This window comes from Lacinutrix iliipiscaria, assembly GCF_042686125.1.
In the GTDB taxonomy this organism is placed as follows: domain Bacteria; phylum Bacteroidota; class Bacteroidia; order Flavobacteriales; family Flavobacteriaceae; genus Oceanihabitans; species Oceanihabitans iliipiscarium.
Genome location: NZ_JBHUOV010000005.1, coordinates 118,821 through 132,097 on the forward strand (window position 1 = coordinate 118,821; position 13,277 = coordinate 132,097).

A 13,277-nucleotide genomic window follows, 5' to 3' on the forward strand; every position below is an offset into this window, starting at 1 on the left:
TATATTCCTTTTTTATGGAATAATCAAATATATTCCTTTTTTATGGAATAAATTAAAGATGTGTCTGTTATAGGTGTGAAAAGCTTTAGATGAAAGTCAGTTAAGAATAGATGCTGTTCTAGTCATCTTCTTGAGCACGCTTTATAATTTTTTCAGGAAGTGATTTTTTTGCTTTAGCACCTAATTTTTTAAGTTTTTCAACACTAGTGATGAGGTTACCTTTGCCTTCAACTAATTTATTCATTGCAGAGGAGTAGTCGGATTTTGCTGCATCAATCTTTTTACCAACTCCAGTCAGGTCGTTAACTAAGCCTTCAAATTTATCATATAAAGCTCCAGCTTGGCGCGCGATTTCTATAGCGTTTTGTTGTTGCTTTTCATTATTCCACATAGAATCAATAGTGCGTAATGTGGCTAAAAGAGTAGAAGGTGTTACGATAACAATGTTCTTTTCAAAGGCTTTATTGTAAAGTGAATTGTCCTCATTTACTGCAATAGCAAAAGCAGGTTCAATAGGAATAAACATTAGCACGAAATCGGGTGATTCTATGTCGTATAAATCTTGATAGTTTTTTTCTGATAATTGATCGACATGCTTTTTAATCGAATTTACGTGTGCTTTTAAGTAGATGGCTTGGTCATCTTCATCTGCGTTAACCATACGCTCATAATCGGTTAATGAGACCTTGCTGTCTATAATCATACGCTTATTATCTGGAAGATGTAATACCACGTCAGGGAGTACGCGAGTACCATCATCAAGTTTGAAGCTTTGCTGAACATAATATTCTCTATCTTTCTCTAAACCAGATTTTTCCAAAACACGTTCAAGAACTAATTCGCCCCAATTTCCTTGCATTTTACTATCGCCTTTCAATGCTCTGGTAAGGTTGGTTGCTTCCTTAGTCATTTGCTGATTTAAATCTTTTAAACCTAATAACTGTTCTTTTAAAGCAGAGTGCATGCTAATGCTTTCCTTTTGAGTATCGTCCACTTTTTTCTCGAAGATTTGGATTTTCTCTTGTAAAGGATTTAATATGTTTTTTATGTTTTCTTTATTCTGAAGTGTGAATTTCTCGCTTTTTTCATCCAGAATTTTCGAGGCCATAATTTCAAAATCCTTTCGTAATTGCTCTTGTTGTTTGACTAACTCTTCGTCACGTTTTAGGTTCTGAGTTTGTAAATTTTCGTATTCAGTATGTTTTCTAGCTAATTCTTGATTTAGAATTTCTTTTTCATTTCTTATGACTTCACGTTCATCTTCAACCTTGCTTAAACTTTGCTTTAAATCATTTATCGTTAAACTCATTTGGTTTTGACGTTCTTCTAAAGTGCTTTGTTCACTTTTACTTTTTAGTTTATTAAAAAGCATACCTAAATAAGCACCAATAGCAGCAGAAATTAAAATAGAAATAATAAGAATAAGATTGTCGTTCATGAATTAGGTGTTGATTTTTATCAAAGATACTTATTTTTTCACTCTAAAACTTTCAGTATTCTTATCAAAATCAATTAAATCCTTTGGAAATAAATCATTGAAAGTCCCTTTAATTATCAAGTTAGAAGGCGTGTCTGTAATGACTTCAGATTTGGTCATTACAATCATGCGATCACACAATTGGATGGCCAAATCGATTTCATGAGAAGAAAACAAAATCGTTTTCCCTGTATTTTTGACTAACCTTTGAAGCAATTTTAGAATGTAAGCTTTATGATACATGTCTAGATGTGTTGTAGGTTCATCAAGTATAATTAAATCGGTATCTTGAGCTAAAGCACGAGCAATCATTACTTTTTGAAGCTGACCATCGCTAAGTTCGAAGCATTTTTTTTCTTTTAAATCTTCAATGTTGGTGTGCGAAATCGCTTTGTTTATAATTGTTTTATCATCTTCTGATAAATTTCCAACCCAGTTGGTATATGGTTGTCTGCCTAAAGCAATCAATTCAAAAACAGTAAGATTTTTAGAAGCAATGGCTTCTGTTAAAACTAAACTTAAATTTTTTGCTAATTCTATATTGGAGTAATCTTCTAATAATTGCTCTTGTAAATGAATGGTTCCTGATAATTTATTTTGAACATGAGTCAGTGTTCTTAATAGCGTAGATTTCCCAATACCATTAGCTCCAACAAGACCTATTAATTCTCCTTTTTTTAGTGTAATATCAATGTTTGAAGCAATAACTGTTTCTGTTTTTTTGGTTTTGTACCCAATAGACAGTTGGTTTGTTTCTAGAATGATATGTTGGTTTTTGTCGCTCATTAAAATATCATTTTACGTTTTCTCACTAATAACCAAATCACTACTGGAGCACCAATTATTGAAGTGATTGCATTTATTGGTAGCATGTAATCACTCGTTGGTATTTGTGCAATACTATCGCAAATAAGCATGACAATAGCGCCTAGTAAAAAGACAGCAGGTAATAATATTTTATGATTCGATGTGTTAAATAGTTGCCTTGTGATGTGTGGAATGGCTAAGCCTACAAAAGCAATTGGACCAGCAAAAGCGGTAATCGTGCCAGCTAACAAACTTGTTGCTATGATAATAATTAATCGACTTTGTTTAATATTTAAGCCCAAACTTTTAGCGTAATTTTCACCTAACAATAAGGTGTTTAATCCCTTGATTGAGATGATACTAAAAACAATTCCAAAGCTATAAATTATGAAAAAGATGAAAAGTTCATACCATGATAAATTCCCTAGACTTCCAAATCCCCAAAAGATATATTGCTGTAATTGCTCAGCAGAACTAAAATAGGAGAGGACACTCACCACAGCAGCTGTTATGCTTCCAAACATAAGTCCAATAATAAGTATAGCCATCGTATCTCGAACTCGAGTTGAAACTATTAACACAGCCAATAAGACTAAAAAACTACCTAAACTGGAGGCGATGACGATGCTCCATTTAGATATAAGAGCGGTTGCAAATAAACCACCAAAAAGTCCAGAGCCCAGAATGACTAGGGCTACACCTAAACTTGCTCCAGAACTAATACCAAGTACAAAGGGTCCTGCTAATGGGTTTCTGAATAGAGTTTGCATTAATAACCCCGAAATTCCTAAACCAGAGCCAACTAAAATTGCAGTAAAAGCTTTAGGTAATCTGTAATTTTGAATGATATAGTTGTCAGCTCCACCAAGCAGACTATCAATTATAGAACTTAAAGGAATAGATACAGAACCCAAGCTAATGTTAGCAAAAAAACAGACTATTAAAACTAGTGTTAATGCTAAGAAAGGGAGTTTATATGTGTTTGTTGTTGACAATTATTCAAGCGGTTTAAAAAAATAAGGTTGATACTCTTTTAATAATTCTGGGTGACAGATTTTAATGATGTCTTTTAACACTAAATCTGGTCTGGCAGTACCTAATTCATAATACATAACACCACCAGTTTTTCCAGTTGTATTTACAAATGAATAAATAGTTTTATTCTTAAAAGCGTCAAACTCGACATAATGCTGACTTGCTTTTTCAAGAGCTTCAAGCGATGAGTAATAAGAAGGACTTAGCCACAAATCAGCATCTTTTGCTTTATCAAAAACAGTTTCAAAGCTTAATGCAATACTGCCTTTGTCTGTAGTGTCCTTCCATAAATAATTCACATTTGCATCTTTAAGAATTTGTGCTTCAGGACTTGTGCCATTTGGTAAATACCAAACGTCTTTATGCATTGCGCCACATAAAACAGTAGGTTGCTTTTCTACTGTTAAAGCGACTGACTTAGCCTTTAAATAATCCGCTTCAATTTGGTTAAAAATAGAATCGGCTTCATGTTCTTTGTTATAAAGTACTCCAAAAAATTTAATCCATTCTGCTTTGGCTAAAGGCGAAGTTTCAACCCAATCTCCATTGTAAATCACAGGAATGCCAGATTTTTTAATGGTTTCAAACGTTTTGTTGTTTCCATCTATACCAAAGCCAACAACAAGATCTGGTTTGACGTCTAATAAAACTTCAGTATTAATGCCTTCATTTTTTCCTAGCTCTCTGACTTGACCTGAATCAATTCGAGTTCTCGTTTTTTCTGAAGACACATAATCTGTTCCAGGAAATCCAACTAAGGTTTTTTCTGCATCTAATAATTCTAATGCAGGAATGTGTGTCGTAGAGGTTACCACTATTTTTTCAATAGGAAGGGTTATAATACCATCATAATCTTCTTTGTTAAAAGTGCTTGCCATCGCTTGCGCTTTAGTGAGTAAGAGGTATTGATAGGTTTTTTCAGCTTGAGGCCAAGGATTATTTATTTCCAAGATTTTATGGGTTTCAAAATTTAAAACCTTAAAACCTGTAGCATAGGTGTTTGTATTTTGAATAACTGTAAGAGGTTGCTGTTTTATGCTTTGATTTTCTTTACAGCCAATAAGGGTTAAAAGGAAAAAAAAGAGTAAATAAAAGGTAGTGTTTTGTAACATTTGTAACTGATAAAATATGCTTTAATCAATAAATTTGATAAAATATTTAGTTATGCGTGATGGTTCAAATTTAACAATATATATAGTAGGAGGAATCATAATACTTCATTTTTTAATTGGCTTTATTTATCTTATTTATAAAATGACCAAGAAAAAGTAAATTTCCTTAGCCTGCATTTAAAAAAGAATCTACTTTTGCAATGAAATTTGGTTCTATTCAATTTTATTGAATGGATTAAAAGGGAATCTGGTGCGATACGATTATCAAATCCAGAACTGTTCCCGCAACTGTAAGTTTATACTCAACTAAATTGAGTACCTCATTATGAGATGCTATAACTTCTAAACCACTGACATTTTGTTGGGAAGGTTAAATAGCATGAAACAAGTCAGGAGACCTGCCATTTTCAAAACAAATAAGTCAAACTTTCGGGATAAAAGTTGATGTATGGAAACCTATACATACTCTCGAGTAAATTAAATTTAAAATGAACAAAAAGAATGTTCTTGGTATGTTATGCATACTATCTACAGTATTCGGATTTTCTCAAACCGAACCCAATGTTATCAAACCTGTATCACTTGAAGAAGTCGTTATCACAGATTCAAAATTTAAAATCAAACGTGAAAATGCTGGTAAGGTCATCACTAAAATCACACAGAAAGACCTTGAAAAGCTACAAGGAAAAAGCATTGCAGAAATTATAAGCATGACTGCTGGTGTAGAAATTAATGGCGTAAAAAGTAATGCAGGACAAAATTTAAGCTACAATATTCGTGGAGGAAGAAACCGTCAAGTGTTAATTCTTATTGATGGTATTCCAGTCACAGACCCTTCGCAAATTGCTAACGATTATGATTTACGTTTGCTAAACGCAGATCAAGTTGAAAGTATCGAAATCTTAAAAGGGGCTTCTAGTACTTTATATGGTTCTGGTGCTGCTTCAGCGGTTATTAATATCACTTTAAAAAAAGCTTCAAAAGACAAATTAGCAGCTAATTTTAGAAGTGTTTTAGGAACTAATATGTCTTCTACTGATGATAATTATGCTGTGGAAGACTTTAAAAATTCAGTTGCTGTGAATGGAACACTTAACAAATTCATCTATTTAGCGAGCTTCGGAAATCAGTTTACTGATGGATTGTCTGCTGTGGCTAACGGAACAGAGTCTGATGCTTTTAATGCCATTAACGGAAATTTAAAATTAGGCTATTCCTTTTCTGATGCGTTTAATATGAACGTTTACGGAAGTTTTGATACATATAAAACCGATTTTGATGATGGTTTTTCGGGAACAGATGCAGATCATGTTTCTATCTCAGATCAATATCGACTTGGTATTGCACCAGAGTTTAAGTACAAAAACGGAAGCATTACTTTAAATGCAGCTTATAATGCTATTGAGCGCGACATTCAATCGAGTTTTCCAGCACAATTTAATGCCAAAAGCTATATCGCAGATGTCTTTAATCGTTATAATTTTAAGGAGACACTTTTTACTGTTATTGGTGTTCATGCACAGCAAAATGAAATGGAAAGTTTTGCTATTCCTTTTGGAAGTTCTGCTTTTGAACAAAGCATAAATCCTGAAGATGCTACGTTTACAATTATAGACCCTTATGTTAATGTGGTATATGCTTCCGATTTTGGACTAAGTGTGAATGCAGGAGCACGATTAAATAACCACTCAGAGTATGGCTCACATGTGGTTTATAGTGCTAATCCTTCGTTTAAAAAAGAGGTAGGTTTTGGTTATGTAAAAGGATTAGCTAGTTATAGCACAGCTTATATCACACCTTCGTTGTATCAATTGTTTGAGCCTACCTATGGGAATGATGAATTGCAACCTGAAGAAAATACAACAATTGAATTTGGAGCGGAAATTCACTTTAGTAATAAAGCGACTTTAAGTTTGGTGTATTTTAATAGACGTGAAACTAATTTTATTGATTTTGTCGATTTGGGAAGTTTTACTTATCAGTATAAAAATGTAGATGAGTCTTTTACTGCTAGCGGATTTGAGTTTGTGGCAGATTATAATGTTTCTGAAAAACTGAAATTTCAAGCAAACGCAACATACACAAACGTAGAAGAGGATTTAAATTTACGCCTTCCAGAATTTAAAATAAATGCATCTATAGATTATGCTATTTCTGAAGCTAGTGTTGTGAGTTTACGTTATCAGTTTAATGATGACAGACGTGATTCTGTTTATAATAGTACAACATTTATGAACGATGATGTGACTTTAGAAAGCTATAATCTTTTTGACTTTTATGTGAGTCATAAAATAGCTAAGGATAAGATTACACTTTTTGCAAATGTGACTAATATCTTAAATGAAGACTATCAAGAGTTGTATGGTTATTCTACTCGAGGACGAAATGTTAATATTGGATTTAATATTAAGTTATAATTTAAAAAGCCACTCATTTAGAGTGGCTTTTTTTTAATCGATATACATGTCATTTTGTAGAGGATGATCATCTACTGTACTCTTAATGCGTTTAAAATCATATTGCTCAGGTGCTGAAACTCTACCATTATCAATAATGTGTTGGATTGCAGTAGCAAGTAGAGGTTCGTCTTCATGTCCTAAAGCGCCATAATTCATTGGGTTTTCATTTATTGTTATAGTTGGAGTTATTCCAGAAGAAGGTACGCTTTGATCTAGAGAATTCACAGTTTTAGCCACTAATGGTTGTAAGGCATAATTGTGGTTAGGATTCGCGCCACTTCTACCATAATCTGGTGAGTCATAAATGGTAATTGAAGCTTGAGACTTACCAGTGGTTACTTGTCCAATTTGAATGACATCAATATAAGGACTTAAACTATTAATAATCATTTCACTCGCCGAAGCTGAAGAGTCTGTAGTTAAGATATAAACCTTATTAAGATTCAAGCTATTAATAGAATTCCCAGAAAATGAATCAGTGAAATTGTAAATGGTATTATTGCTTTGTAAATCACTGTTATACTCTAATTTAGAAAACACCTCACCATTAAATTGACCAGTAATCATACTACCCAGTAATGTCGCGCTGAGTATTGAGCCTCCAGGATTGTAGCGCAAATCTAAAATTAAATGCTGAACATTATTCGCTTGAAAATCATCAAAAGCAAAATTAAGTTGATTGTTATAACTAGATGTAAAACCATTATACATTAAATACCCAACGTTTTCACCATTAACTTCTATGATTTCAGTTTTATGAATAGGATTTTCAGAATAATTAATTCTACTTAAAGTTACACTTTCAGATGTCGAATCAATTGAGTCATCTGTAATACTTGGTGTACCATTGTTATTATAATTCGCCAAATTTAAAGTGTACGAACTTTGATTTAATAACGCGCTATAATTACTTTCGGTTAAAGAAGTGCCATTGATTGCATTAAAAATTTGTCCGCGTTGTAAACCTTGGTTTTCAGCAGGACTATTATTTAAAACTAACCTAATAACTCCAAAAAGTTGAGTGGTGCTTCCTGGTTCAAAATAAAAATCAAATTCTGCGCCAGTACTTTGAGAATTTCCACTTAAAAATTGTTCTAAAGCTATATAATCACTTGTTATCCAACTAAACCGATCGACATGTTCTCTGTCGTGAATAAGGCTTTCAAATAATTCTTCAGGAGTAGAAAACCCATTTAAATATTCAGAATATTCTGAGTCATTAGTAAACCTATCGTTAGCAAGATTTGGAATATTTTCTTTATACAAATAGTAAGAGTTCATTCCTTTCCATACAAAATCTTTAACATCTTTAGAAGAAATTGGGTTGTCGTCTAAGTCTTCAAAACATCCTGTAAATACAGTCGCAACAAGAATTAGAAGTGCAATTTTTTTAATTTTCATCATAGCAATAAGGTATTCTTTTTCACCTTAAAAATACTTATTTTATCTTGGACTGAAAATTTTTTGTAACAAAAAGTAGAGTGGCTCGTCGTAATATCAAACAGCCTTAATAAAGTTGTTTTATAACCAATCAAGAATCAATGACACAAACAGAGTTTTTAAATACAGTAATGCCTTTTAAAGATAAGGTGTTTCGTTTGGCTAAACGCTTGTTGGTGTCTAGAGAAGAAGCAGAAGATGCCACGCAAGAAGTATTGTTGAAATTGTGGTCAAATAAGGCGAAAATGCAGGAGTATAAAAACGTTGAAGCCTTCTCTATGACAATGACTAAGAATTTTTGTTTAGATAAATTAAAATCGAAACAAGCACAAAATTTGAAGTTGGTTCATAGTAATTATCAAGACCACAAAGTATCATTACAAAAGCAATTAGAGTTGAATGATAGTGTGGATTGGGTTTCAAAAATTATTGAAGAATTACCAGAACAGCAAAAAATGGTAATTCAATTGAGAGATGTTGAGCAATATGAGTTTGATGAGATTGGCAAGATGCTTGATATGAATAGTACAGCAGTGCGAGTTGCACTGTCAAGAGCAAGAAAAGCAATAAGAGAAAAATTAACTAAAACACATAATTATGGTGTTAACTAATATAGAACAACTACTAGAAAAGTATGACAATGGTGAAACTACGCTTCAAGAAGAGCAGCAGTTAAAAGACTATTTTTCGCAAGAAACTGTAGCGCCACACCTAGAAATGTATAAGCCTTTGTTTACTTATTTTTTGGTTAATCAGCAAGAACAGTTTACTAAAGACGTTCCATTAAAATCTAAAACAAACAGTTGGTACAAGTGGATTTCTGTCGCAGCAGTAGCCGTTCTTATGTTAAGCGTCTATTTTAATCAATCTAATTTAGGAAATGATTATGGCACTTACGATGATCCGGAAATGGCTTACAATGAAGTTGTAAAGTCTTTAGAAATGATTTCTACTCATTTTAACAAAGGTGCTTCTAGTATTAACTATTTAGCCGAAGTAGATAACACAACCAGTTTAATTTTTAAAAAATAGAAAACATGAAAACACAAATAAACAATAAAACAAATACAATGAAAAAGAATGTAATTTTAGTCTTAATGGCTTTATTAATGATGCCTTTAACATCTATGGCTCAAGATATTTTTGCAAAATATAGCGATAATGCAGATGTGACTTATGTGAACATTAAACCAAAAATGTTTCAAATGCTAGCAAAAATGGAAGTCGATACAGATGATCCTGAAACTCAGGAATATATGAACATGGTTAATAGTATTACGAGTTTAAAAACTATTATTACTGAAAAAGGAGCTATTTCTTCTGATATTACTGCTTGGGTAAACTCTAAATCAAGAGCTTTAGAAGAATTAATGGAAGTTAAAGACGATGGTACAGTAATTAAATTCTATATTAAAGAAGGAAAAGATGAAGACCACGTTGAAGAACTTTTAATTTTTGTTAATGGTCTAAGTAATCAAATGAAGGATTCAGACGTTAAAATTAATGGAAAAGACCGTAAGTTTGAAACCATCATTGTCTCTTTAACAGGAGATATCGATTTAAATCAAATTTCTAAATTGACCAAAAAAATGAATATTCCTGGTGGAGAACATTTAGAGGATAAGAAGCACTAAAAATATGATACAATCAATCAAAAAATCATTGTTCAGCTTACTAGCACTAATCATGTTAGTAAGCTGTAGCAATACGCAATCATTACAAACATATTTTGTAGATAATCAAGAAACACCAAACTTTACTACTCTAGATATTCCTACAAGTATTGTTAAATTTGAAAACACAGAGTTATCTGCATCAGAATTAGAAGCTTATGAGTCTATAGACAAATTAAACTTTTTAGGGTTTAAGCTCGATTCTAATAACCTTGATAGCTATAAAGCTGAAATGAATAAAGTAAGCTCTATTTTAAGCGATAAAAAATATATTGACTTAGGAGAGTTTAATATGCAAGGTTCTAAAATGATAGTCAAATATTTAGGCGACAATGATATTGCTGATGAGTTTATCATATTTGGAAACTCTAAAGATGTTGGTTTTGGTGTTTTACGTGTTTTAGGTGACGATATGAGTCCAGCAAAACTCTATATGCTTGCGCAGTCTATGAATAAAGCAAGTGTCGATCAGTCACAACTACAAAGCTTAACAGACTTTTTTAAATAAGTAGAGTTAATGTTAATATATAAAAGGTTTGCCTTATTTGGTAAACCTTTTTTTATGACTCTAAGTTGTCTGTTTTCGAAATAATGTCTTGAGGAGCTTCGGTTTTTGGGTGTCTTTTTGTAATCAATAAATTGATAATAATTAAGCCAAAAAGAGACATGATAGGAATTGCAATATAAAGACGCTCTAGAATGTTAAGTATTCCAAAGACTACAAACCCTACTACAACAAGTGTACAAAGAAATATGGATTGTCTGTCTGTTAGCATTATTTATATTCCTGTATAATTACTAGGTGTTATGGCTTTTAATTCCTCTTTTATAACATCAGAAACCTCTAAGGTATCAATAAAATTTGAAATGGCGTTTTGATTGATTTTCTCGTTAGTTCGTGTTAATCCTTTTAAGGCTTCATAAGGATTAGGATAGGCTTCTCGACGTAATATTGTTTGAATCGCTTCAGCAACAACAGCCCAATTATTTTCTAAATCTTCAGCAAATTTTGCGTCATTTAATAATAGCTTATTCAATCCTTTTAAAGTCGATTTAAATCCAATTAAGGTATGTCCAAAAGGCACACCAACATTACGTAAAACTGTACTGTCTGTTAAATCACGTTGTAATCTCGATATTGGTAATTTTGCTGATAGGTGTTCAAATATCGCATTAGCAATACCTAGATTACCTTCAGAGTTTTCAAAATCTATAGGATTTACCTTATGTGGCATTGCAGAGCTTCCTACTTCACCAGCTTTAATTTTTTGCTTAAAATAATCCATAGAAACATAAGTCCAAATATCTCTATCTAAATCAATAATAATTGTATTGATGCGTTTTAAACCATCAAACAGCGCAGCCATATGGTCATAATGTTCTATTTGAGTTGTAGGGAAAGAGTGCTGTAAGCCAAGTTTTTCTTGAACAAATTGACTCCCAAATGCTCTCCAGTCTATATTAGGATAAGCAACTTTATGCGCATTAAAGTTTCCTGTTGCACCACCAAATTTAGCAGCACTAGGAATATCATTTAATAAATTAAATTGCTCTTCTAAACGCACTACAAAAACTTCAATTTCTTTTCCTAATCGAGTAGGAGAAGCTGGCTGACCATGTGTTCTTGCTAACATGGGAATGTTAGCCCAATCTTGAGCTAATGCTTTCAAACGTTTTAAAATCACAAAAAATTCTGAAACATAAACATCGTTCATAGCTTCCTTAATACTTAATGGAATAGCAGTATTATTTATGTCTTGTGAAGTTAATCCAAAATGAATAAATTCCTTGTAAGCACTTAAGCCTAAAGCATCAAATTTTTCTTTAATGAAATATTCAACAGCTTTAACATCATGATTGGTCACTTTTTCAATCTCTTTAATTGCTAAAGCATCTTCTGTTGAGAAGTGCTTGTAAATCGCTCTTAAGTCATCAAATACAGAAGTGTTAATAGCTTCTAATTGTGGTAAAGGTATTTCGCAAAGCGCAATGAAATATTCAATTTCAACTAAGACACGATATTTTATAAGTGCTTCTTCTGAAAAGTATTTGCCTAATTCATCAACTTTGTTTCTGTAACGACCATCAATAGGAGAAATAGCGCTAAGTGTATTTAAAGACATAGTTTGTGTGGTTTTAAGAAGTGGCAAAGATAAGGTTTTGAATTCCGAATTGCGAATTACTAATTATGATTTTTTTCCTTTTATTTTTTTTATGATATGTCTTGCTCTAGCCTTGAATCCAGAACTTTGCATTTGAAAGTCACGCTCTAAAATTAAGACCAATTCTGGGTGAATCCAATCATAATCTTTGCCAAGTAAAAATAGGCTGTTCATAGAGTAGGCTTTAGGTGCAATTTTTTCGTCATTAATCATATAATCAAAGCAAACTTCAATAATTTTTTCACGATGTTTCGGAAGTAATCCAGATTGAATTCTGTTTTCTGTTTTTGAATAATAGGCTTTGACTAGATATTCACAGACTTTAGCGACAGGACGAACCGCAGAATCTAAATGGACCTTATGCATGTTTTCAGTAAAAAAATCTAAATGAGGAATAATTTCTTCAAGGTTTTCACCACACATAAATTCAAAAACCCAAGCAGCGCGTGGCGAGATTTTATCATCTACCATAAAAAGAATCTCAAGAAGTTTCGGAATTAAATCAGGATGATCAATAATTAAATTGGCATAATATAAACGCTTTTCACGCGAGTGATTCACATAATTTAATTCTTGATAGAGTTGTGCTGTAGTCAAAAGGTTTTCTTATTTTTAAAGAATAAAATTAAATAAAATGAAGATTATAAAAAAAATACTTTGGCTTTTACTTCTAGTTTTTGTCATAGCTCAGTTTTTTGGTCCTGAAAAGAATGAAGGTGATATCGCAACTATTGATGCCTTTTTAGCAGAGACTAATCCTCCAGAAGATGTAAAGCTTATTTTAAAAGAAAGCTGTTACGATTGTCATAGCGATGTGACACGCTATCCTTGGTATAGTTATATTACTCCTGTTAATTATTGGATGGCAGATCATGTAAAACATGGCTCAAAACATTTTAATGTCTCTAATTGGGAAAACAATTCTGTAAAGCGAAAGGATCATAAGTTTGAAGAGCTTATAGAACTGGTTTCTGATAAAGAAATGCCATTGCCTTCATATACTTGGATGCATTCTGAAGCTAATCTAACAGAGGCACAAAGAGAGGCTGTTTTAAGTTGGGCAGAAGAAGTGCGATTTAAGTATAGTTTAGCTCCAAGACCTGAATAGTTTA

General features: G+C 32.3%; 14 protein-coding genes and 1 riboswitch. Of the genes, 6 read left to right on the top strand and 8 right to left on the bottom strand.

The features are described 5' to 3' along the window. Positions 1 to 118: 118 nt before the first annotated feature. From rmuC to ACFS5M_RS10275, 4 genes are read right to left on the bottom strand one after another with little or no spacing between them, the layout of a single operon-like run. Positions 119 to 1,438 (bottom strand): DNA recombination protein RmuC, encoded by a 1,320-nt coding sequence (gene rmuC / locus ACFS5M_RS10260; protein ID WP_183489852.1) that lies wholly within the window; start codon positions 1,436 to 1,438, stop codon positions 119 to 121. Positions 1,439 to 1,468: 30 nt separating this feature from the next. Further along, on the bottom strand, positions 1,469 to 2,263 hold the full coding sequence (locus tag ACFS5M_RS10265; RefSeq protein ID WP_183489853.1) for an ABC transporter ATP-binding protein: 795 nt from the start codon (positions 2,261 to 2,263) through the stop codon (positions 1,469 to 1,471). Further along, complete coding sequence (locus tag ACFS5M_RS10270; RefSeq protein ID WP_183489855.1) at positions 2,263 to 3,279, bottom strand: FecCD family ABC transporter permease; 1,017 nt, start codon at positions 3,277 to 3,279, stop codon at positions 2,263 to 2,265. The genes ACFS5M_RS10265 and ACFS5M_RS10270 overlap by 1 nt, the downstream gene beginning before the upstream one ends. Then, positions 3,280 to 4,431 (bottom strand): ABC transporter substrate-binding protein, encoded by a 1,152-nt coding sequence (locus ACFS5M_RS10275; protein WP_183489857.1) that lies wholly within the window; start codon positions 4,429 to 4,431, stop codon positions 3,280 to 3,282. It lies immediately after the preceding gene. A 191-nt stretch (positions 4,432 to 4,622) separates the two neighbouring features. Then, positions 4,623 to 4,851: riboswitch (cobalamin riboswitch) on the top strand. Positions 4,852 to 4,919: 68 nt separating this feature from the next. Here ACFS5M_RS10275 and ACFS5M_RS10280 point away from each other — a divergent pair. Beyond that, on the top strand, positions 4,920 to 6,848 hold the full coding sequence (locus tag ACFS5M_RS10280) for a TonB-dependent receptor plug domain-containing protein (protein WP_183489859.1): 1,929 nt from the start codon (positions 4,920 to 4,922) through the stop codon (positions 6,846 to 6,848). A gap of 33 nt (positions 6,849 to 6,881) precedes the next feature. Here the strand turns inward: ACFS5M_RS10280 and ACFS5M_RS10285 are convergent, their stop codons facing one another. Beyond that, positions 6,882 to 8,294, bottom strand: coding sequence for a S41 family peptidase (locus ACFS5M_RS10285; RefSeq protein ID WP_183489861.1), 1,413 nt, complete (start codon positions 8,292 to 8,294; stop codon positions 6,882 to 6,884). A gap of 137 nt (positions 8,295 to 8,431) precedes the next feature. Here ACFS5M_RS10285 and ACFS5M_RS10290 point away from each other — a divergent pair, with 137 nt between their 5' ends. Genes ACFS5M_RS10290 through ACFS5M_RS10305 form a run of 4 tightly spaced genes read left to right on the top strand, consistent with a single transcriptional unit; the run spans position 8,432 to position 10,511 of the window. Continuing rightward, complete coding sequence (locus ACFS5M_RS10290) at positions 8,432 to 8,941, top strand: RNA polymerase sigma factor (protein ID WP_183489865.1); 510 nt, start codon at positions 8,432 to 8,434, stop codon at positions 8,939 to 8,941. After that, positions 8,928 to 9,362, top strand: a complete 435-nt coding sequence (locus ACFS5M_RS10295) for a hypothetical protein (protein WP_183489867.1) — start codon at positions 8,928 to 8,930, stop codon at positions 9,360 to 9,362. Before ACFS5M_RS10290 ends, ACFS5M_RS10295 begins: the two co-directional genes overlap by 14 nt. Before the next feature lie 5 nt (positions 9,363 to 9,367). Continuing rightward, positions 9,368 to 9,964, top strand: coding sequence for a DUF4252 domain-containing protein (locus ACFS5M_RS10300; protein WP_379898761.1), 597 nt, complete (start codon positions 9,368 to 9,370; stop codon positions 9,962 to 9,964). 4 nt (positions 9,965 to 9,968) lie between these two features. Next, a complete protein-coding gene (locus ACFS5M_RS10305; RefSeq protein WP_183489870.1) occupies positions 9,969 to 10,511 on the top strand; it encodes a DUF4252 domain-containing protein in 543 nt (180 codons plus the stop codon). A 52-nt stretch (positions 10,512 to 10,563) separates the two neighbouring features. Here ACFS5M_RS10305 and ACFS5M_RS10310 read toward each other — a convergent pair whose 3' ends face one another. The 3 genes from ACFS5M_RS10310 to ACFS5M_RS10320 form a co-directional block, all read right to left on the bottom strand. Further along, positions 10,564 to 10,779, bottom strand: a complete 216-nt coding sequence (locus ACFS5M_RS10310; protein WP_183489873.1) for a hypothetical protein — start codon at positions 10,777 to 10,779, stop codon at positions 10,564 to 10,566. Between the two features lie 3 nt (positions 10,780 to 10,782). Beyond that, complete coding sequence (purB, locus tag ACFS5M_RS10315; RefSeq protein ID WP_183489875.1) at positions 10,783 to 12,126, bottom strand: adenylosuccinate lyase; 1,344 nt, start codon at positions 12,124 to 12,126, stop codon at positions 10,783 to 10,785. 63 nt (positions 12,127 to 12,189) lie between these two features. Continuing rightward, entirely contained in the window at positions 12,190 to 12,762 is a 573-nt protein-coding gene (locus ACFS5M_RS10320; RefSeq protein WP_183489878.1) for an adenylosuccinate lyase, read from the bottom strand. Positions 12,763 to 12,799: 37 nt separating this feature from the next. On the opposite strand from ACFS5M_RS10320, the gene ACFS5M_RS10325 reads away from it, so the two are divergent. Beyond that, positions 12,800 to 13,273, top strand: coding sequence for a heme-binding domain-containing protein (locus ACFS5M_RS10325; RefSeq protein WP_183489884.1), 474 nt, complete (start codon positions 12,800 to 12,802; stop codon positions 13,271 to 13,273). Positions 13,274 to 13,277 lie beyond the last annotated feature (4 nt).